This is a genomic window from bacterium (genome assembly GCA_019912885.1).
Lineage (GTDB): Bacteria > Lernaellota > Lernaellaia > JACKCT01 > JACKCT01 > JAIOHV01.
Genome location: JAIOHV010000072.1, coordinates 1 through 20,277, shown reverse-complemented (window position 1 = coordinate 20,277; position 20,277 = coordinate 1). Strand labels below are relative to the sequence as shown.

19 protein-coding genes are annotated in these 20,277 nt (G+C 65.2%); 5 read left to right on the top strand and 14 right to left on the bottom strand.

The features are described 5' to 3' along the window. Complete coding sequence (locus K8I61_06255; protein MBZ0271618.1) at positions 1 to 645, bottom strand: hypothetical protein; 645 nt, start codon at positions 643 to 645, stop codon at positions 1 to 3. Between the two features lie 225 nt (positions 646 to 870). Here K8I61_06255 and K8I61_06250 point away from each other — a divergent pair, with 225 nt between their 5' ends. Further along, the gene (locus tag K8I61_06250) at positions 871 to 1,509 is read left to right on the top strand and encodes a hypothetical protein (protein MBZ0271617.1); all 639 of its coding nucleotides are present in this window, start codon (positions 871 to 873) and stop codon (positions 1,507 to 1,509) included. Between the two features lie 118 nt (positions 1,510 to 1,627). On the opposite strand, the gene K8I61_06245 is transcribed toward K8I61_06250, so the two are convergent. The 3 genes from K8I61_06245 to K8I61_06235 form a co-directional block, all read right to left on the bottom strand. After that, positions 1,628 to 4,459, bottom strand: a complete 2,832-nt coding sequence (locus K8I61_06245) for a S8 family serine peptidase (protein ID MBZ0271616.1) — start codon at positions 4,457 to 4,459, stop codon at positions 1,628 to 1,630. A gap of 89 nt (positions 4,460 to 4,548) precedes the next feature. Continuing rightward, positions 4,549 to 4,821, bottom strand: coding sequence for a PIN domain-containing protein (locus K8I61_06240; protein ID MBZ0271615.1), 273 nt, complete (start codon positions 4,819 to 4,821; stop codon positions 4,549 to 4,551). Further along, positions 4,766 to 5,209: a hypothetical protein gene (locus K8I61_06235; protein MBZ0271614.1), complete on the bottom strand. Its 444-nt coding sequence runs from the start codon at positions 5,207 to 5,209 to the stop codon at positions 4,766 to 4,768. The genes K8I61_06240 and K8I61_06235 overlap by 56 nt, the downstream gene beginning before the upstream one ends. Positions 5,210 to 5,380: 171 nt before the next feature. Between K8I61_06235 and K8I61_06230 the strand changes: the two genes are divergently transcribed. After that, positions 5,381 to 7,735: an ATP-binding domain-containing protein gene (locus tag K8I61_06230; protein ID MBZ0271613.1), complete on the top strand. Its 2,355-nt coding sequence runs from the start codon at positions 5,381 to 5,383 to the stop codon at positions 7,733 to 7,735. Positions 7,736 to 8,069: 334 nt separating this feature from the next. Next, positions 8,070 to 8,429, top strand: coding sequence for an Hpt domain-containing protein (locus K8I61_06225; protein MBZ0271612.1), 360 nt, complete (start codon positions 8,070 to 8,072; stop codon positions 8,427 to 8,429). Here K8I61_06225 and K8I61_06220 read toward each other — a convergent pair. From K8I61_06220 to K8I61_06185, 8 genes are all read right to left on the bottom strand, one after another. Beyond that, the gene (locus K8I61_06220; GenBank protein MBZ0271611.1) at positions 8,389 to 9,372 is read right to left on the bottom strand and encodes a metal ABC transporter permease; all 984 of its coding nucleotides are present in this window, start codon (positions 9,370 to 9,372) and stop codon (positions 8,389 to 8,391) included. The genes K8I61_06225 and K8I61_06220 overlap by 41 nt on opposite strands. After that, the gene (locus tag K8I61_06215) at positions 9,369 to 10,136 is read right to left on the bottom strand and encodes an ABC transporter ATP-binding protein (protein MBZ0271610.1); all 768 of its coding nucleotides are present in this window, start codon (positions 10,134 to 10,136) and stop codon (positions 9,369 to 9,371) included. The genes K8I61_06220 and K8I61_06215 overlap by 4 nt, the downstream gene beginning before the upstream one ends. Then, positions 10,133 to 11,119: a metal ABC transporter substrate-binding protein gene (locus K8I61_06210; protein ID MBZ0271609.1), complete on the bottom strand. Its 987-nt coding sequence runs from the start codon at positions 11,117 to 11,119 to the stop codon at positions 10,133 to 10,135. The genes K8I61_06215 and K8I61_06210 overlap by 4 nt, the downstream gene beginning before the upstream one ends. Before the next feature lie 78 nt (positions 11,120 to 11,197). After that, complete coding sequence (locus K8I61_06205; GenBank protein ID MBZ0271608.1) at positions 11,198 to 12,637, bottom strand: hypothetical protein; 1,440 nt, start codon at positions 12,635 to 12,637, stop codon at positions 11,198 to 11,200. 132 nt (positions 12,638 to 12,769) lie between these two features. Beyond that, a complete protein-coding gene (locus tag K8I61_06200) occupies positions 12,770 to 13,042 on the bottom strand; it encodes a hypothetical protein (protein ID MBZ0271607.1) in 273 nt (90 codons plus the stop codon). A gap of 59 nt (positions 13,043 to 13,101) precedes the next feature. Beyond that, complete coding sequence (locus K8I61_06195; GenBank protein MBZ0271606.1) at positions 13,102 to 13,605, bottom strand: GNAT family N-acetyltransferase; 504 nt, start codon at positions 13,603 to 13,605, stop codon at positions 13,102 to 13,104. Positions 13,606 to 13,613: 8 nt separating this feature from the next. Next, the gene (locus tag K8I61_06190) at positions 13,614 to 13,934 is read right to left on the bottom strand and encodes a DUF1778 domain-containing protein (protein MBZ0271605.1); all 321 of its coding nucleotides are present in this window, start codon (positions 13,932 to 13,934) and stop codon (positions 13,614 to 13,616) included. Positions 13,935 to 14,442: 508 nt separating this feature from the next. Further along, positions 14,443 to 15,807: a TIGR03013 family PEP-CTERM/XrtA system glycosyltransferase gene (locus K8I61_06185; GenBank protein ID MBZ0271604.1), complete on the bottom strand. Its 1,365-nt coding sequence runs from the start codon at positions 15,805 to 15,807 to the stop codon at positions 14,443 to 14,445. Between the two features lie 243 nt (positions 15,808 to 16,050). Here K8I61_06185 and K8I61_06180 point away from each other — a divergent pair, with 243 nt between their 5' ends. After that, positions 16,051 to 16,575: a twin-arginine translocase TatA/TatE family subunit gene (locus K8I61_06180; GenBank protein ID MBZ0271603.1), complete on the top strand. Its 525-nt coding sequence runs from the start codon at positions 16,051 to 16,053 to the stop codon at positions 16,573 to 16,575. A 23-nt stretch (positions 16,576 to 16,598) separates the two neighbouring features. Continuing rightward, positions 16,599 to 17,339: a twin-arginine translocase subunit TatC gene (gene tatC, locus K8I61_06175; GenBank protein ID MBZ0271602.1), complete on the top strand. Its 741-nt coding sequence runs from the start codon at positions 16,599 to 16,601 to the stop codon at positions 17,337 to 17,339. 172 nt (positions 17,340 to 17,511) lie between these two features. Here the strand turns inward: tatC and K8I61_06170 are convergent, their stop codons facing one another. Both K8I61_06170 and K8I61_06165 read right to left on the bottom strand, forming a co-directional pair. After that, positions 17,512 to 19,452, bottom strand: coding sequence for a TonB-dependent receptor (locus K8I61_06170; GenBank protein MBZ0271601.1), 1,941 nt, complete (start codon positions 19,450 to 19,452; stop codon positions 17,512 to 17,514). A 305-nt stretch (positions 19,453 to 19,757) separates the two neighbouring features. Further along, the coding region (locus K8I61_06165) for a hypothetical protein (GenBank protein ID MBZ0271600.1) at positions 19,758 to 20,277 on the bottom strand (520 nt) is incomplete at its 5' end.

The window sequence follows — 20,277 nt, the reverse complement described above, 5'->3', positions numbered from 1 at the left end:
TTAACACCCGCAGCACCCCTCCTCGTCATCGTCCTCGCCGTCCGCCGCGTCGCGCGCATCGTCGTCGAGCGGGATGCCGGAGTCGTCGTCCGTCGCGTCATCATCCGTCGCGTCGTCGTCCATTGGAATCGTCGTCGTGGTCGTCGTCGCAGTCGGCGCCGTTGTTGTTGTCGTCGTTGTGGCCGCAAAATACGCTGCCAGGGAATACGTATAGCCAAGAGGCGCCTTGCCAAACGGGATGTCACCGACGGAAAGGGCCAGATCACTCTTGAGATCTCCGTTGACATCGCCGGTCGCCAGCGTGAATCCCACGGCGTCGTGTTCCTGATTGAAAGGCGATAACGACCAACCGTCTTCGGTGGCAAGTGGATCGCTGGAATCGCCGAGCAAAATGCGGACGTAGGTGTAATTCGTCGAAATCGTCACGTCGAAGCGGCCATCGTGGTTGAGGTCGTTGTGGCGCGAAAATGGCAGTATCGCAAGCCGATAAAGAAAATTGTTCCAGGGATCCTCGATGGCGAGCGTCTTCGACGGCGCGGCCGGCAAACCGTTGGCGCTTCCCAGAAAAAGATAGAGCTTCCGCTTGAAAACGATGCCCACGTCGATGTCGGGGCTCAGAACATCGTCGTAACCATCACCGTTCACGTCCCCGACGCGCCTTGCGTCCGCCCAAAAGAGATATTCGTCCGGCGTCAGCAGGTGGGTTGTATCCGGAACGGCTTGGAGCCCGGAGGGAGAACCGAAAAAAATGTTGGCGGATAATTGCGGGCCGTCAAAACAACGGACCAAAATGTCGGAAAATTGATCGCCGTTCACGTCGCCGACGGACTTTACGAAAGACCCGTACCGGTCGCACGACGGCGGTAAAAATTGCCAGTCGGGGTCTGGCCCGATACTTTTCTTTCCGCTTCCATGGATAAGATTTACGACATCGAAGTCGTCCGCGTCGATGTCAGTTCCGTTCGAGTCGCGATAGTTGTAAGCGATATCGGAATATCCGTCGCCGTTCACGTCGAAATTTGTGTCGATTGTATATGGGAAATTATATGCATTATTTGTCGCAGGCAATATATACAAATCGTCAAATATCGAGGAACGATCTCCGCCGAAATAGACAACGATCCGTCCCCGATATCCATTGCTTGTATATCGCCATACGTTATCTGCGACGACAAGATCGTCGAAGCCGTCTTGATTGATATCGCCGCTGTTGAATATAGGAATGCCAAACTCGAATGTATCACGGCGAACGACAAAATCGCTTGGTGTTTTCGGAAGGCCGGACTCAGAGCCGAAAAAAATAAGGATCGACCCGACAAGTTCGCTTTCGAAATCGTATTGATAGTCCGAACCTGGACAACCGACGACAAGATCGTCAAACCCGTCTCCGTTCATGTCGATATCGGCGACAAGTTCAAGGCCGACCAAACCGTCATAGTACGACCAAGGTGGAAAACCCGGAAGTTCCGTTGCCGCGAAAATCAAAGCCGGACAGCAAAGCGACAATAATGGCGCCACAATAAGGGCACCCAGAACGGAGATTTGTCGCGCGGCCACCATTCTTGACTCCAACGCTGATGAAGTCGCCGTCGAAAGATATCACAAAACGCGGCGCGCGAATTCTAATTCAACACCCGCAGCATCCCTCCTCGTCGTCACCCTCGCCGTCCGCCGCGTCGCCCGCATCGTCGTCGAGCGGAATGCCGGCCGTGTCGTCATCGTCGATGGCGTCATCATCGTCTGTCGCGTCGTCGTCATCGATGGCGTCGTCGTCCGACGCATCGTCGTCCGCGGTGTCGTCATCCGTCGCGGTATCATCGTCGTCCGCGTCGTCGTCACCGGTGTCGTCATCCGCCGTGTCGTCGTCGCCGGGGATCGTCGTCGTGGTCGTGGACGGCGCGGTCGTCGTGGTCGTTGTCGTGGTGACCGGCGGCAGCGTCGTGCGCTCGCCCGTCACCTCCACGTCATCGACCGCCCAGAACTCGCCGCCGAACAGCGCCTCGTAATGGAAACGCACGAAGAACTGCGTGTGGCGGTCGGCCTCGGGCAGCGCGTATTCCTTTTCGATCGTTTCGGTCAGGCGATATTTTTCGATCGGCGTCCACGTCACGCCGTCGTACGACCACTGAAGAATCGCGTCCTCCGCGAATCCGCGCTCGAAGATGTGCAGGAAACGCAGCGTCACGTTCACGAACCCGCCGCAATCAAGCGGCGGCGTGACGAGCGATTCGTTCAGAAGTTCAAGGCCGGAGGTCGTGCCGCGATCCACAATGGCGACCTTGCCGACATCCGGCGGGAACGAATGGGATCCCACCACCTCGTCGGTCCAGGTGACCTCGCCGCCGCCGCCGTCCACGATCGTCCAGTCGCCGATCGGGTACCAGTCAAAATCGTTCCAGAAAATGCGCGGATCGCCGAACGGCGTCGCATCGGCCTCCACCGTGTTCGTGTCCTCGTTGCCAAGCGCGTCCGCCGCGCGAACGACGTAGTACCACGTCTCGTCCGCCGGCGCGTCGCGGTCGGTCCACGGCGACGCATCCGCCTCGCGATAGGGCGCGTTGAAGTCGAACACGCCTGACGTGTCCGATCGATAGACGGAATAGGTCACGCCCGGCTCCACGGAGTTGGTCCACGTCAGCGCGACCTCGTTTTCACCCGCCGTCGCCGATTCCACGCCGACGAACGCCGGCGGAACGCAGTCCACGATCGCCGTGCGCGTCTTGGCGACGTCGGTGCCGCCGAGGCCGTCGTCCGCGTCGATATAGCGGATCGTCACCGTGTCGCCGTCGGCCACCTGCACCTTGCCGTCCTGCACCGGTGCGCCGGGCGCAAGCTGCACGCTGTCGCTGAAATATCCGGGGATGCCCGACGGCGCGAGCGAAAGCGTCTCGGTGATCGTTTCCGTGTCGCTGAAGGCGTCGATCGCGGCGAACGTCGTCAGGTCCGCATCGGCGAGCGTCACGCCGATTTCGCCGTTGCACGCGACAAGATCGGTGTCGATGAGAAGGTCGGCATCGGAATCCATCGTCTGCGCGAGCAGCCACAGATACGCCTCGACCACGTCGATGCGCCCGCGCCCGAAGACGTTGTCCTCGCCCGCGTCGCCAAGGTCGATCGCGGTTTCGTAGAGCGCCATTTTGACCTCATCCACGGTCGCTTCGGGATAAGCCTGACGCAATAGCAGCACGGCACCGGCGACGTGCGGCGTCGCCATCGACGTGCCGGAAAGTGTGCCGTAGGTGTTGTTCGGGAACGAGCTGAGAACATCCACGCCGACGGCGGAAACCTCCGGCTTGATCGTCACGTCGTCGCAGCGCGACGGGCCGCGCGACGAGAAATTCGCGATCTTCTGCCCGCCCTGTTCGAGCGCGCCGACCGCGAACGAGTTGAGATCCGTGGTGATGCGATTACCCGGCGAACGCAGGCTGCGCTTGATCGGCCCCTCGTTGCCGGCCGCGAACACGATGACGACGCCCGCGGCCTCGGCCGCGTCCATCGAGTCGTAGAAATCGTTCTTGCACTGCGGATTCGGAATACCCCACGAGTTGTTCACCACGTCGGGGACGTCGTCGGTCGTCGCGGGATTGCCGTCGGGATCGGCCATCCACTGGAACGCGGCGACCGCATCCGAATAGATGTTGCCGCCCGGGACGTCGATCGTTTTCGCACCGATCCACTTCGCGCCCGGCGCCATGCCGACCTGCGAGCCCGCGCCGTCGTCGCCGAGGATCGTGCCGAGCGTGTGCGTTCCGTGCGAGCCGGAATCCGTGGGGAACGTCTCGGAGCCGACCGGATCAAACCATGCCTCGGCCGGCGTGACGCCGCCGTCGAGCCCGCGCCACCTGTCCGCGAACGCGGGATGCGCCCCGTCCGCGCCGGTGTCCTGGTCGCAAGCCAGCGTGCCGGTGCCGTCGATTCCAAGCGCCCAGAGTTCCGGCGCGCGGCTGTTGACGATACCCGGCGCGATGCCGGCCGCGGCGTCCGCCGTAAGCCCGCCGGCGCCTTCGATCGGCTCGATCAGCTCGATCGGCTGGTCGTGGTAAACGGTCAAAACGTCCTTGCGCGCGGCGATGGCGTCGATGACGGCGGGCGTCGCGGCAAGCGCGACGGCGTTGGCGATCCAGAATGCGCGCGGTGGCGAGGCCTCGCCTGCCGACGCCGCGGACGCAAGCGCCGAGACGAGTGGCCCCTGCGTCGCGGCGGCGTGTTCTTGCAGCGACGTCACGACCTCGAAATGCCGCTGCGCGCGCGTGCGCCCCGCCCTCGTCAGCGACGCGTCGAGCGCGCGCGCGTCCAGACGATCGACGAGCGTGATGTAGACCGGAATGCGTTCGGCGGGCGACGCGCTCGCGAGGATCTCGGCGAGTCCTTCATCGATTTCGCCCGCGACGGCGGGCGCCGCGAATACGCTTGATCCGAGAATTGCCGCGACGATGGCGGCCATGACGGCGGATTTCATTCCCTCACCCCACAACGTGGCCGGAAAAATCGGCGCGTATTTATGCCACGAAAACGCGTTTGACGCACGCGGGGGGAAAAGAATCGCCGTTACTTCATCTCAAACAAAATCACTTTCAGACCTTCGACGGCGACGGCGGAAAAATTCCGGTCACCGGTAAGCAACGGAATTTGATATTGAACAGCCGCGGCCGCAATCCACGCGTCCGCGGTTTCGATCGGGCGGCCTCGATGACGGCTCGACGCGGATTCAAGGCATCCTTTGGAACCAAATAGCTTGCGGCGTTCGTGTCGAGAAGTATCGATTTCACGATCGGCGTCTTTGGCTCTCGAGTTCCCGCTGTTGACGCTTGTCCTCGGCAAGATATCGACGGAACTCTTCCGGATCGTCCTCCGGCGCCGGCCAATGGCTTTGGATTTCCTCAATTGACCGTGGCTGCCATCCCTGACGGCGCGCGATCTCCTCGATGGAGAGATTTTCGAAAAACGCGGATGATCCAAACCGATCGACGCGGTCATCCTTGAGCACAAGCACATCCACATCGATCACTTTCTCGCGCATGCCCTCGCGCACCTCTCCCGTCACGCGCACCGTTTGCAGCCACGCGGCGCCGAGCCTGGGCTCGTGCTCCGGCTTGAAGACGCACCGCCACGTCGTCCCGTCCGGCTCGACGAGCCGGCCGGTCAGGCCGTCGTGGCCATCGAGCGCCTCGAGGCGGCCGATGACGATGGTTTCGTGGACGTTTTTCACCGCTTGGCTCCCGGCCCGTGCGGGCGGCAACGAACGTTCACTATATCACGCCGCTGCTTGACTTCGAGCCGCACTTTTTTCTTGTCCTCCCCCTTGCCGGCCAAGTAGACTGTCCGATTCCCGGCCCGCCGGACGCGCGATTTTCGCGCGCGGGGCCGGCTTTGGCGCATCATGAACCAGACGATTGCCACCGACGAATCCGGCCTTTCCGCGGCCGATCTTGCCGTCATCGAGGACGAGGAGCGCCTGCTTTCCGGCGTGCAGGAGGCGATCGCCGCCGCGCGTGAGGAGGTTCTCGACCGCGGGGGCCTGCTCGAACGCATCAAGGAGCTGCGCGAGGAGGCCGCGGGCGCCGTTGCCGAGGATCTGCCGGCCCTGCTCGACCAGCTTCACACGCACCAGGCGCTTGCCGGGCATCGGCCCGCCATCACGCGGATGCCCGATCGCCGCTCGCCGTACTTTGCCCGAATGCGCCTTCGCCAATACACGGACGACGGCGAGCCGGGGCAGGCGCGCGAGATCCTGCTTGGCTACCGCACCTTCATCGACGAGGCGCGCGGGGTCACCATCATTGACTGGCGGCACGCGCCGGTCGCGCGCGTTTTTTACACCTACCGCGAGGGTGACGATTACGTCGAGGAGTTCCCCGGCGGGGTGAAGGAAGGGACTGTCCAGGTGCGCCGCGTGCTCACGATCGAGGACGGCCGCCTGGTGCGGATCGTCACACCCGGGCGCACGCTGGTCCGCCGCGAGGGCGGGCCATGGGAGGTCGATCGCGGGCGGTTCGCGCCGCGTTTCGCGGGCGGCGAAGGTGCCGCGACGCGCCAGGCGACGCGACTGCCGAAATTCGGCGTCGGCGCGACGGGACGCCCCGCGCCGGAGGTCGCCGCGCTGCTCGACCCCGAGCAATACGCGCTTTTGCAGGTTGACGACCGAACGCCCGTTCTCGTCCTTGGCGGAGCCGGCAGCGGCAAAACCACCGTCGCGCTGCATCGCCTGGCCGCGCTCGCGTACCGCGACCCGGAGCGCTACCGCCAGAACAACATGCTCGTCGTCGTGCCGGAGCCGGGCCTCGCGCGACTGTCGAAAAAGCTTTTGATCTCCCTTGGCATGGACAAGGTGCGCGTCAACACATTCGACGACTGGATCCGCGGCCAGGCCTCGAACCTGCTGCGCCGCCTTTCACGCCGCTACTACGAAGCCACGCCCGCGCGCGTGATCCGCTTCAAGCGCCACCCGGCGCTTCTGACGGTGCTCGATGAGGTTCTCGCGCGAAGCGAGGCCGAGACGCTGCGCCGCCTGCGCCGCGCCATGCCCGCTGATCCGGAGATCGCCGAGCGCGTCGGCGCCGCGTCGAAAAGCCGACCGCTGCTCGAGCGCTTCGATCGCGCCGTCGCCCCGGTGCTCGCCGAGCGCGCCAACCCCATCGCCGAGCGCGAGGTAAGCAAGCGCCTGCGCGAGCGGCAGTCCGCCGTGCAACGCGAGCGCGATCGCCTCTTCGACCTGGCGTGGGAGCGCGCGGAGCTTTTCTCGGATCGCGATTTGCTCATGCGCTCCGTCCGGGCGTCAAACGGCGAACTGACGCCGGGCATGGTCGACGAGGTCATCGAGCACACGCGCGGCCAGCTTGCCGACAAGAGCGACGAGGACTACAGCGGCTACGATCCCCTGCGCGCCGAGGCGCTCGATAAACGCACGCTCGCCGAGTCCACGCCGTACGAGGCGGCGGGAACGATCGACGTGGAGGACCTGCCCATCCTTTTCGAATTGCTTCGGCGCAAGGCCGGAGCGATCCGCACGCCCGGCGGGCGCATGCCGGTGTTCGCGCACATGGTCATCGACGAGGCGCAGGACATGGCGCCTGCGGAGCTGATGGTGCTCGGTCAGGCGCTGCGCCGGTCGAGCGCCGTCACCATCGCGGGCGACGCCGCGCAACAGATCGACCCGGCCCATTCGTTCGACACCTGGGAGCACGTGCTCGATCTGATTGGGGTGCGTCGCGCGCACAGCGCCCACCTGAAGACGTCATACCGCTCGCCACGGCCGATCGCGATGTTCGCGCACAAGGTGCTCGGCGATCTCGCGCCGGCCGAGCCGCCGCTGACGGTGCGCGACGGCGTGCCGGTCTCCGTCACGCGCATGGCGCACGAGGGGCACGAGGTCGTGTTTCTGACCGAAGTGCTCTCCGACCTGCTCGCGCGCGAGCCGCGTGCGTCGGTGGCGGTCATCGCGCGCACGGCGCAGGTGGCGCGGAGGCTGTTCGCGCCTCTGTCGCGTCTTGCAAAAACGCGCCTCGTGCTGCGCGGCGAGTTCGACTTCAAGCCGGGTATCGATGTGACGAACGTCGGAAACGTGAAGGGCCTGGAGTTCGACTACGTCATCATCCCGGATGCGGACGGGATGACCTATCCGGACACACCCGAATCTCGCCGCGCGCTGCACGTCGCGGCGACGCGCGCGATCCACCAGCTCTGGGTGATCGCTGTCGGCGCCCCGTCGCCGGTGCTGCCGGCGAACGCGGAATAATCCGGGAGCGCAGGCGTCCCGCCTGCTTCGAATTTCCGGGGTCCGCTGAGCGCCTGCTCGGCCCTCGTCGGCTTCGCGCTGCGCCCGCAAAGACCACGCGCGCGTCTACCCGCGCCGGCCGCGCGCGACCTGCACGGCCTCGCGGCGCCTGTTGTCCGGCGGGCGCGGGCGATGTATTGATAGACATCGAAATGATGATGGCGAGCGCGGCAAAACGGGGCATCGCGCGCGCATGAAAATTCGGACGCATGCGTCTTCCTTCCCGCGGGCGAGCGCGGCATCACGCGGCGCGCGGGCGAGAAACGCGGAACGACGAAAAACCGGGGGTGTCGACATGACTGACGGCGAGGCAACCGTTCTGGATCTGGATGCCATCGGGGCGCGCTTCGGCGGCGACAAGGAGATCGTCGTCGAGCTTTTGGAAAGCTTTGACGAGGATGCGTCGGCCGCCATGCCGAAGCTCGCGGACGCGATCGCGGCCGGCGACGCGCCCGAGGCGGCATCCGTCTCCCACGCGCTCAAGGGCATCGCCGGCAACATGGGTCTCGACGCGCTCTACGAGGCGTATCTCGCGGTGAATGCCGCCGCCAAACACGGCGATATCGCCACCACGCGCGCCGCGTTCGAAACGGCCGAGCGCCTGTTCGCGCGGTTCAAGCGCGAGTACGAGGCGCTGGACGGCGAGGCGTCGTAAGCGCCCCGCGCTCGGAGTGCGGCCCGCGGGCCGGCTTCCCCGTGGCCGGCGCGACCGCATCCGCCGTCACGCCGCGTTCCTGCCGATCGCGGCGAACTTGCAGCGCCCGCAACGCCCACGCGCCGGCGAGCAGGGCCGCAAGGATCGCCACCGTCATCTGCGCGGGCGGATAGTCCCCCTGGTTGGCGATCATGAACCCCGCCACGCCCGCCGTAAGCGACGCCGCCGCCGCGACGACGAACATGGACTCCATCCGCCGGCACAGGTTCTTGGCGATCAGGGGCGGTAGCACAAGCGAGCCGAAGGTAAACAACAGACCCGAGGAACGAATCGCCAACCCGATCGTCAAGCCAAGCGCCGCGGCCGTCGCCAGCGACCAACGGCGCACATGCATGCCGAGCGCCGCGGCCATCGGCGCATCCGTCGCGAACAACAGCAGCCGTCGCCGCAGCCGGGCGATCGCCAGGGCCACCAGCACCGTGAGCACGCCGAACACAATGACATCCGCGTCGGTCGCGCCGATGAGGCTCGACGACAGTAAGCGATGAATCTCGTCGAGTCCGTGCGGACTGTGCGATACGATCAGAATCGACACGCTGGCCGATAGAAGAAACACCCATCCGGCGATCGCCTCGTGCGACTCGCCGCGCTCGTCGCCGCCGCCACCGGCGAAGATCGCCGCGCCCACCGAAAACACGACCGCCGCGGCCGAAAGGACAAAGTCGGATTCGAGCCAGCCGAAGCCGAACGCGGCGAGTTTCACGGCGCCGAACATCGCCAAGGCGATCCCGAGCGTCGACGCCTGCGAAACCGCCGCGCCCAGGAAGATCTGGTCCCGGGCCACGGCGACCACGCCGACCAACGACAGCGCCACGCCGATCAGCCACCCGACAAGATACGTGTTGTGGAACAACGTCCACGATTCGGCGAATCGCATGATCATGCGACGGACTCCACCCGCCCGAGATGGACGCTCAGTTTTCCGGTTTCATCGTGCACCACGGCGATATCGACGCCGTACGCGCGCCTCAGCGCCTCGGAGGTCATGGTCGACGGCAGCGGTCCGCTCGTAACGCCGCCCGCGATGAAAATCGCCGCGTGCGAGGCATGTTGCGCCGCCAGCGCCAGATCGTGCGTGATCAACGCGATCGTTAGCCCTTCGCCGCGGTTGAGATCCTCGAGGCACGCCAGCAATTCCACCTCGGACACGAGATCCAACCCCGTCGTCGGCTCGTCGAGAAACAGAAGACGGGGCCGGCGCACGAGGGCTCGCCCCACAAGAGCCCGCTGAAACTGACCGCCCGACAGCGATCGCGTGTCCCGCTCGGCGAGCGCCGTCAGGCCGACGTGCGCCAGCGCCCACTGAAGGCGGGCCTCGGCTTCCGCCGCCGAGGCGCGAATGCCGACCAGCCCCAGCAGAATGAACTCCCGAATGGTCGAGGGCAGCGTCGGATTGATCCGCGCGCGCTGCGGCACGTAGCCCACGTTTTCCTTCAGCGCCAGATCGCGGTGGAACACGATGCGCCCGGCGCGCGGCGCGAATATGCCGAGCAACGCCTTGATCAACGTGGTCTTGCCGACGCCGTTGCGTCCCAAAAGCGCCCAGAACTCGCCCGGGCGAAACTCGATATTCACGTCGCGCAACACGTCGTTGCGTCCGTAGCCCAGGACCAGGTTCTCGGTCCTGACGATATAGTCCGGCTTCATGGCTTCGCCGCTCCGACCAGTTGCCGCACGTTGGCGTCGATCATCGCCACGTAGTCGCTTGTGCCGTCGAGCGCGCCCACCATGTGCGCCATCGTCACGATGCGGGCGCCGGTGTTCCGTGCGACGAACTCCGCATGGCGCGGATCGTAGTAGGCCGCGGCGATCACGAGCCGCACGCCCTGCGACTTCATGTTCGCGATCACCTCCTGGAGGTGTTTGGTCGTCGGCGAGATGCCCGGCTTGGGTTCCATGAAGTCCACGACCTGGATGCCGAAGCGCCGCGCGAAATATGGCCACAGGTTGTGGTCGCTCACGGCCTTGGCGCCGAACAGCGGCTGCGTCGCGCCCAGCCAGCCCGACAGTGGCCCGGCTTCTTTCTGGCCCGCGAGAAAATCATCGAGCCGGCCGGTTTCGGCCAGTGCGGCGAGCTTCTCGAAATCGTACCGGGCCGCCAACTCCGGGCCGACCAGCGCCTCGCCGACCGTCTTTCTGAACTGCTCGAACCGCTCCGCGAAATAGGCTCGCTTCGCCGGGCGCAGTTCGCTCAGTCGGTCGCGGATCAACGCCGCGACCTTCACGCCGTTGAGCGGGTCCATCAGATAATGCGAATTGCCCATCGGATGCACGTCGCCCATCGATCGATCGGTCGGCGTCGTGCGGACCTCCATTGGCGTCACGGCCTTCGACGCATCGAGATAACCCTTGCCGCCGGGCAGCACCGCGGCGTTGCGGGCGTTATTGATGAGCGCCGGCGCCCAGCCGATTTCGAGGTCCAGTCCGTTCTGGATGAACAGGTCGGCGCGGCTCAATTCCTTGATGAAGCTCGGTTTTGCATCGACGAAATGCGCGTCGTCGGTGCCCTTCGCGAAGACCGTCACGGCCACCTGGTCGCCGCCCACCTGCCGCGCCAGGTCGCCCAGATCCGGGATGGTGGCGCATACCAAGAGCGGCGATTCGGCCAGTGCCGCCGCGCCAAGGAGCAACAGAAAAACGCATGTCAGCGCCGCGGTGCGTGTCGCGAGTCGATGGAACATGATGGAACTCCTGTTGGGAGGATGCGGTTAAAAGTTGTGAGCCGGGTGAGCGCCGAACATGATATCCAGCCCCAGCCATACGCTGTGGGCGATGCCGTCGGTGTTCTCGATCCCGTCGCCGTTCGGGTCGCCGTTTTCTTCCTTCAGGTGCTCGGCGACGTCGTAGTTGTATTGCAGACGCAGCTTCGCGAACTCGGACGGAGAAAAGGCGATCAACGACGAGGCGCGCAGGCGATCGTCGCGCGCCGCGTCCGCGTCGCGCGCCGCTTCGTCCTCAAGGTCCGTGTCGGCGCCCGTAACCATTTCGCCGCGCGCGCCCAGCGACCAGCGCGGCGTGAGTCCGCACAGAAGCGACGAAAACAATCCCCAATCGCGGACCGACTCCGCGTCCAAAAGCTTCACGCCGTCCGGGTCTCGCAACTCGTCGGCGTACCAGTCGCGCGCGATGACCTCGGTGTCCCAACGCACGAAGGGAAATCCGCGAAAGTTGACCGCGGGTTTCCATTTCACGAGCAGGTCCGCGCCGCCGATTAGCGTTCGCCCGGCGGGGCCGGTCGGGTTGGGACCAAGAAGTCCGGATGCCCCCAGCACCGTCGTGATCGATCCGAGCGACCAGGAGTTCATCCAGCGCGCGAGGTAAACGAAGTCGTCCATGGAATCGATCTCGCGCCCGACCAGCGGACGTCCCGCGAGCCCCGTGGGCAATGACTCGAGATACTCCTCGGGCGTCGCGGGCTCCTCCGCGTCCTCGCCCTCTTCCTCCTCGGACTCGCCAAGGAAACTCGGCATGGTCTCACCCGAGGCGTTCTGAACGCCCAGGTGGATCTCCGAGAACCACGGCAGGGGCGTCAGCCAGCCTACGCGGACGCCCGTTTGGCGCGTACCGTCGCCGCCGAACAGGCGCGAAACCACGATCGGTTGGTCGATGAGGTACCAGGCATGGGGATGCGCCGGGTTGATCCGGCCGAACTCCGTGAAAAAGTGCCCGGCCTCGATCTGCAAGCAGCCGGGCAGCGCGGTCGTCGTCGCAAACGCCTCCTCGAGCTCCACGCCCTCCTCGGACCATACGATGTGCACTTCCCCGTTGAAGTACGGATCGACGGCGCCGAAGCTGGAGAACTCCAACTGCCGGAACGTGAAGCCGCGCTTATTGGGATCGTGCGCGCCGCCCTGGAGCACCGCGATTTCATCGTCCGGCAGCGTCGATCCGCCTACCGCCGCCATCACCTGCATCGAAAGGTCGATCAGACGCGCCTGGGCGCCGCTGCCCACCGGTCGCGACCACAGGTCCGCGCCCGGCGGAGCCGATGGCGACGCTGGAGGATTTTCGGCCAGGGTCCGGTCAAGCGCTTCCTGCGCCGATTGGGACGATTCGCCGCCGTCTTCGGCGAGGGCCGGGCTCAAGGAAGCAAGAACGATCACCGCCAGAATCGCGACGGCCGGCCGCCGCGGGAAATTTCGTGACATGGGCGCCTCCGCGCGCGGTGCCAAAGCCGCGCGCCGTGCGCGTTGTCACGAACGGCGGCGACCGACCGCGCTTGATGTAAGAATGTCTCGAACGATGTCGATGGAAAGTTCGATCAGCTTACGTGGCGGGATTCAGCGCGGAGGAGCGCGTTCGCCGAGGCCGCGCCGGTAGGGCGACCGCGGAAGAACGATCGAGCGGAGGGCTTGCGGTTGCCGCGTTTGGGCAATCGCGAAGAGAGCCGCCGAAAGGAGAACGACGGCGGTCAGGAAGATCTTGACAATGAGGCAGGCGTGGCAGTCGTCCGGGCGGTCGTGATGATGGAGCGCCGCCAGTACGGACACGGCAAGCATCGCCGCGACGCACGCGAAAGCCACAAGCCGGACGATGTTGCTCCGAATTCTCATCGCCCGAATTTGTACAGGAACGCCGCGCGGCGGGCAAGCAAGTCCCGGCGCGACGCGGGTCAGGGCGCGTGCGAAAGTGAATTTTCCGCGTCTTTAAGCGTGATCATCAGGATCATCGGATCAACGCCGGAGGCAAGAAAACCCAGGCTTTCGTAAAACCGCTTGGCGTCGTCCGAGATGGCATGAACAAGCAGCGCGCGGATTCCGATGATTTCGGAGGCTCGCAGGGTTCGCCGAATCGCTTCGTTGAGCAAATCGCTCCCGATGCCTCGCCCTTGCCAGCCGAGGTCGATGGCAAGCCGCCCCAAAAGGACGACGGGCACGGGATCCGGCATGTTCCGCCGAATTTTCCCTGTCGCTTTCTCATGGATGATTTCGCCGGCCGCCAAGGCAAAGTAGCCGATCACGCGAACGCCGGAGCGCACCACGTAAGTCCGGGATGCGCCGCCCCGTTCGTTGGGAAGAGCCCATCGCCTGAGCCAATCGTCCAATCGCGGTTCGCCGGAATCGAATGCCGAGACATCGTGATCTCGACGAAGGTGCTCCGGCGGCGAAATGATCATGTCGCCGCTCATTTTTCCCAGATGGCTTTTTTGTGCAGCAAGCGGCGCAATTTCGGATTGTCTTTTGCCGGTTCGTCCAGCCGCGCCACGAACTCCTTGAACCGCTTCGCGTCGAGCGTGAAGTTGACGCGCTCGGCGAGCACGCCCTCGGCCTGGCCGCAGGCTGCGTCGAGCATGAATTCGGAGCGCGTCTTGTTCAGCGTTTCGGCCGCCTTGTCGATGAGATCCCTTTGCCGCCGGTTCGCGCGCAGATTGATCGTGATGTCCCGCGCGGCGCTCTTTTTCTTCGGGGGCGAGGCGGCCGCCTTTCCTTTTTGTTCCCTGGTCATGATGGTCTCCTTGTCCTTCCATCGTGTATACATGCTTCGCGTGGACAACGTCAACACGAAAACGGGCGGGCGCGCGGCCTGACGATGGAGCCGGGGCCCGCGGCGCGGCCCGATGCGGCTTCCGTTTCGAGCGCCGATTCGGCGCCGGCATGGTGTCGAATTATCTTGCGACCGTCCATAATTTTTGATATAAAGAAACTGCCTGGCGAGCCCCGCCGGGAAAACGCCCGACAGGGATCGGGCAAGTTCGATGAGGCGAACGGGCACGGCGAAAAGGCCCAAGCCGAAAGGCAAGAAGCCCGTTCGCAAAGACGGCGAGCCACCGTTTCCCACAGGGGAAATGGTGGCTCATTTTGTTTGTGCAAAAATGCAATGTTGTGAGGAGGTTATCCGGACGCAGCATTCGTTGCGTTCCGCGTGGCCAAGGTGCCGGGCCCTGCAGCCCGCGCACGCTCGATTGGCAGCTTGCGATGGCATTCCCCATTCGCAATTCGCCACTCCAAATTTCCTAATGCACCTTCATCTTGCCGAGCACGACGCCGACCGTCTCCATCATGATCTTGATGTCGAACCACAGGTTGACGTTCTTGATGTAGTACAGGTCCAGTTGCAGCTTTTCGCGCGCGTCCTCGATGGAACTGCCGTACGGATAGCGAACCTGCGCCCAGCCGGTGATGCCGGGCTTGACGAGGTGACGCTGGTGATAATACGGAATGACGCGCGAGAGCTTCTCGACGAAAAACGGCCGTTCCGGACGCGGGCCGACAAAGCTCATCTCGCCGCGGATCACATTGAGGACCTGCGGGATCTCGTCCACGCGGAACCGGCGAATGAAGCGCCCGATGCGGGTCACGCGCGGGTCGTTTTCGGAAGCCCAGACGGGACCCGCCGTCTCCGAGTCCTCGCGCATCGACCGGAATTTGTAGAGCATGAACGACTTGCCGTTTAAGCCCATGCGCTCCTGTTTGTAAAAAATCGGTCCCCGGCTCGTCAGTTTGATAAGAAGGACGACCGCGGCCGTCAGCGGCAGCGTCGTCAAAAAAAGCATCGCCGACATCAACAGATCGAACACGCGCTTCACGACCTGCGAGAAACGGCTCATCGTGAATCCGTCGGAGAAAAGGAACCAGCTCGAACGCAGCCCTTCCAGCACGATCTTCCCGGTGAACTGCTCGTGGAACTGCGTGCTCTCCAGGATGCGGACGCCAGAAAGCTTGAGCATCATCAGCGTGTCCAGCGGCACGGCGCCCGCCGCGCGGTCAAGCGCCATGACGATCATGTCGACGCGCCGCCGCTCCGCGATGGCCGCGAGATCGTCGAACGTTCCGATGATGCGGTGATTGCGGAAAAAGCGCTCGCCCACGCGTTGCGGATCCTTGGCCAGCACGCCGATGACGTCGTAGCCCGAGTGCCGGTATTTCTCGACCTCCTCGAGCACGACGCGCGCCGCCTCCTGCGCTCCCAATACGAGCAGGTTGTTCGAAAACGCCACGTCCCGCGACAGCCAGCCCCACAGGAAGCGGTACAGCGTGGTGAAAAACATGACGAAGATGACCGACAACGCCAGGATCCCGCGGCCGATTACGAGTGGCGGGTACGCGTAATACAGGATCGTCAGCACCACGAGCGCGACGATGTTGACGGTCAAGAGCCGGTTGACGAACTCGCGAAGCGAAAGGTGCAGCTTGACCTGGTAGAGATTGAAATAGTGAAAGCACGCCTTGTAGATGAGGTAAACGACGCCCACCGCCACGATGCCGCGCTGCGTCGAATAGAACTCGTACGGCTCGAGGTGGTAGCGCGCCAGCCCCGCGAGAAGGATCGCGGCGATGATCAGCAGATCCTGGAACAGGCCGAAAAAAAAGGCGCGCATGAGCGAGTTTGATCCGTTCGTCGCGGATTTTGAGGGCGGACGTGGCCGGATTATCGCGTCCGCTTGTCGCCGGCGTCAACGGAAATCGGCGGAATACGTCAACGCCATGAGAATTTTCGCGGAGGTGGCGCGGCCATTCCCCGTTGACAGCCGCCGGAGCGCGGCCGAAATTGGCGGCTGGGCGGGCTCCTATCGGCGGCCCGGAAAATCCCGCGCGCTTTCGCGCGGGCATGGGGAGAGTCCTTGTTCGATATCGGCGGCGGCGAGGTCTTGTTTCTCCTCGTGATGACGCTGTTGCTGCTTGGCCCGCGCCACCTGCCGCGCGTCGCCCGCGCCGCCGCCAGGGCGACCACCTACTTCCGCCGCGTCACCGCCGACCTGCGCACCGCGCTCGACGAGGAGATCCGCATCATCGAACGCGAGGAAAAGGGCGACAAGGCCGAGCCCTCCATCGTCCCCGATAACGTGGCGCGCGTCAGGCGGGCCAAGCGCCCGGGCGGTGAGACCTGGACGACCGACAAGGACAAGCCGCGCGCGGCGAAACTCGACGACAGCGCGCCGATTCCCCGTGACCCGGCGGCGTTGAACAAGGCCAGCGCGCCAAAACACGAGCCGTCGCCCGGAGACGAGGCGGCCTTCGCGGTCGATCCCGAGGCCGCTTGGGACCGCGGCGCGCCGGACGACAGCGAGTCGGCCGGCGACGAACAGAGCCGCGACCGTAAGGGAGCGGGTGGCGACGCGCGCCGCGACGAGCGTGACGGCAAATGACCGCGGCCGACGAGAACCTCGACATGATGCCGGTCGTCGCGCACCTCACGGAGCTGCGCAAACGCCTTGTCTACAGCATCATTGCGCTCGCCGGCGGATTCGCGATCTGCTGGTCGTTCGCGCGCGACATCTACGACGTGCTGATGCAGCCGCTCGTCGACGTGCTCGGCGAGGGGCGAAAGCTCATCTTCACCGCGCCCGCCGAGGCGTTCGTCACCTACATGAAGGTCGCGCTGATCGCCGGCGGCCTTCTCGCCGCGCCCGTCATCATGTGGCAGATCTGGCGATTCGTGGCCCCGGGGCTCTACCGCCGCGAGCGGGCTTATTTCGCCTGGGTCGTCCTGTTCGGCTCGCTGTTTTTCGTCGGTGGCGCGTTATTCGGTTACCTGATCGTTTTCCCGATCGGCTTCCGGTTTTTCATCAACACCTTCGAGACCCCGCGCATCGAGGCTCTCATCACCCTGCGCGACTACCTCCGCTTCGCATCGCAGCTCCTGTTCGCGTTCGGCCTGGCGTTCGAGCTGCCGGTGTTCGTGTTCTTTCTCGCGCGCGTCGGTCTCGTCACGCCGCAATGGCTCTGGAAAAATTTCCGGTTCGCCGTGCTCATCATCTTCGTCGCCGCCGCGATCTTCACCCCGCCGGATGTCATCTCGCAGCTCGTCCTCGGCGTGCCGCTGACCCTGCTCTACGTCCTCGCCGTCGGTGCTGCGTACGTGTTCGGGCCGCGAAAAGGCGAGGGCGATAAAGCGGAAAAGGACGATTGAAGATCGAAGATTGAAGATTGAAGAATTCCGGGGCGCGGCGCCGGTGGCGGCTTTCAAGGAGCCGTTTCGCCACGCGCGCTCGGAATGACGCCGCCATTTCTCCCGCGATCTCTCGTCCGCCACGCCCGCCGCTTGCGATTCCAATCTTCAATCTTCGATCTTCAATCCTCAATCAGAAATACCGAAACACCGCCTGCGCCACGAAGTTCGCGCCCGTCTCCCCGATCACCGAACCCGGGTGGATGATGCGCGCGTTCGTGACGTTGAGGACGCCGAGCTTCACCTCGGCGTAGGGATCGAAATTGAACGACGCGCGCAAATCCAGCGCCGCGTATCCGGGCGCGTCCGTGCGCGCGCCGGGGAGCGCCGCCGCGTCCGCGGGCGACAGGTCGCTCGCTTCGGCCGCGAAACGGCCGAGGATGTCCAGCGCGAATTCCCCGCCGTCGCTCATAAAGCGCAGGCGCGCCGATCCGGCCGCGGGACGCGCCGCGGACAGCGCCGGCGCGTCGCCCACGGCGTCAAACGACCGCGATCCGGTGAGTGCGAACAGCCAGTTCACGCCGAGATAGAACTCCGCCGAACCCTCGATGCCCCGCGTCATCGCGCGGCCTTCGTTTTGCGAGGCGACGACGGCCGCGTTACCGAGCGTCGCGTTCGGATCCTCCGGCAGTGGCCGCGCCTGAATGATATCCGAAAGCCAGGCGTGATACGCCGCGAGATGCCCCTTCACGAACGGGAAGTGCAGGCGATACCCCAATTCCGCCTCGCGAACGATCTCCGGCGACAGCGTCGCGGCGGGGATATGATGCACCGCCGCCGCCTCATCCAGCCCGCGCCCCGCCAACTCATAAAGATCGGGAAAGCGGAACCCCTGCCGCGCGCCGCCGTAGACCGAGGTGTGCGTCGTCACCCGAACGCGAGCGCCGAGGTCGCCGGCGAACGCGCCGTCCTCATAAGCCAATTCGGGATCGCCGGGCGCGTCGTCGCCAAGAGTCGCCTCCGCCCGCGCGAACTCCGCGCGAGCCCCCGCGGCGATGCGCAGATTTCGATTCGGTTCGATCGCGGGCGTCAGGTGCACCGCCGTGCGCTCGTAGGTCGCGCCGTCGGGAAGACCCGGCGTACCCGGCGATGCCTCGCGCGGATCGAGCGCGTCGCGCCGATATTCCGCGCCGTAGATCGCGCCGAAATACGGTCCCACGCGCATCTGCAGGATCGCATCCACGCCGCCGGCGCGCAGGCGCGAGGGTTCGATCGCATCCTTTGCCCCGCTGCGCCTCTCCAGCGCCGACTCACCGTAATTCACCGCGAACTGGGCGTAACGCAGCTCCTTCGAGAGCCGGCGCGTCTTGAGCGCGAAGACGCCGATGTCATGCAGGCGCTGGGCGTCGAGCAGCCCGCGACGTGCCGGATCGAGCGGAACGTCGAGCTGCTCCATGCGGTGATAGTTCGCCGAAAACACGATCCGCTCGCCGACGTACGAATCGAACGACGCCGAGACGTTCGTCGTGTGGTGATCCGTGCGTCCGTGCGCCTCGCCGGGTGTCTGCGTCTCCCCGAGGTTGCGCGAGGCGGCGAGGCCGAACAACCCGAACACGTCCCGCGCGTTCACTTCGGCCTGCGCGTAACCGGAACGTTCATTGTTCGCCGTCGCGAAACGCCCGCCGCCCTCGGCCGCGACGGTGCTATCGATGTCCACCCAGTCGCGCCGGCGCGAGATGACGGCGATCGATCCGCCCATCGCCCCGTGCCCGTAGGTGACGCCGTTCGCGCCGCGGATGACCTCCGCGCGGCGCACAACGTCCGGCGCAAGCGCGGCCAGCGGAAGATCGAGCCCCGGTGGCGCAAGCGGCGAGTCCAGCCGGTAGCCGTCGATCTCCACCGCGACGCGGCGGCCGTGCAACGAGCGCAATACGGGCGACAGGTCCGCCGCGCCCTCGCGGCGCAATCCCATCGCCGGCCCGGCGGCAAGCGGCTCGACGATCGTCGGCGCGAGGCTCCAGAGGATATCCTCGCGTGTGAGCACGCCGGCCGTGCGCGTCGAAAATGACAACAGCCCCGGCACGCCGTCGTCGGAAAGCAATGGTTTGTCGAGTACCTCGGAGAGCCCTTCCACCCACAACAGCTCGTAACCCTCCGGCGGGGGAGGCGGCGCGTCCGCCGGAATCGCGTCCGCGGGCGCGGTCGTCGGCGGCGCGTCGATGTCCTGGGCGGAAGATGTTGTTGGCAGGATCAGCGAAAGCGCGATGAGAAAAGTTCCAACGATGGAGCGTGGAAAAGCGAAGAGCGAAAAAAAACGCCCACCACGTCCTTCACGTCCATTCGGTCCATAAACAATTTTGGCGCGGGCGCGAATAACGTCGGGAAAGGGAACGGGCCGTGTCGCCCGCGCTCGCCCGACCCTCAACCCACTCTCGCACCTCATTTCTCGCCACTTCCGACTCTCATCACCTCCAGCCCCAACCGCGGCCCCGCGCCGTCGCCCACGGGCGGCGGCACGAACGCGCGATCCGCGCCGGGCGCGGGAAACTCCACGCAACGCCGTCCGTGACCAAGGCCGGGCAGGCGGGCATCGACGCACGCCAACAGCGTCGTTTGCGTCGTCCACCGCGTCTCGGCGCCCGGCGGCGCGGGCGCTGCAAAGAAATCGGACGCGAAAAAGACGTCGATCGTCGCCGAACCCGCCTTCTCGCCGGCCGCGTACGCGTCGGCCGCATAGGGAAGCATGAATCGCGCGGCGGTCGCCCGGCCGTCCGCGACGGCGATCGGCGGCAGCGCGAGCGGAACCGGAATCGATCCCCCGCGCGGCGGATCGTCGAGCCCGAGAACCGGCGCGTCCGCATCGCCCGCGATGTGCGGCACGAGCACGACGCGCCAGGTCTCTCCGCCGCCCGGCGCGTTTGCGGTGTTCGCGTCGATCCAGCCGGGCGGACCCGACGGC

Bases quoted from the DNA above. Each gene is read 5' to 3' on its own strand.
- K8I61_06245 (MBZ0271616.1), bottom strand. From the start codon at position 4,459: ATGAAATCCGCCGTCATGGCCGCCATCGTCGCGGCAATTCTCGGATCA.
- K8I61_06195 (MBZ0271606.1), bottom strand. From the start codon at position 13,605: ATGATCATTTCGCCGCCGGAGCACCTTCGTCGAGATCACGATGTCTCG.
- K8I61_06225 (MBZ0271612.1), top strand. From the start codon at position 8,070: ATGACTGACGGCGAGGCAACCGTTCTGGATCTGGATGCCATCGGGGCG.
- K8I61_06220 (MBZ0271611.1), bottom strand. From the start codon at position 9,372: ATGATCATGCGATTCGCCGAATCGTGGACGTTGTTCCACAACACGTAT.
- tatC (MBZ0271602.1), top strand. From the start codon at position 16,599: ATGATGCCGGTCGTCGCGCACCTCACGGAGCTGCGCAAACGCCTTGTC.
- K8I61_06205 (MBZ0271608.1), bottom strand. From the start codon at position 12,637: ATGTCACGAAATTTCCCGCGGCGGCCGGCCGTCGCGATTCTGGCGGTG.
- K8I61_06230 (MBZ0271613.1), top strand. From the start codon at position 5,381: ATGAACCAGACGATTGCCACCGACGAATCCGGCCTTTCCGCGGCCGAT.
- K8I61_06215 (MBZ0271610.1), bottom strand. From the start codon at position 10,136: ATGAAGCCGGACTATATCGTCAGGACCGAGAACCTGGTCCTGGGCTAC.
- K8I61_06185 (MBZ0271604.1), bottom strand. From the start codon at position 15,807: ATGCGCGCCTTTTTTTTCGGCCTGTTCCAGGATCTGCTGATCATCGCC.
- K8I61_06200 (MBZ0271607.1), bottom strand. From the start codon at position 13,042: ATGAGAATTCGGAGCAACATCGTCCGGCTTGTGGCTTTCGCGTGCGTC.
- K8I61_06190 (MBZ0271605.1), bottom strand. From the start codon at position 13,934: ATGACCAGGGAACAAAAAGGAAAGGCGGCCGCCTCGCCCCCGAAGAAA.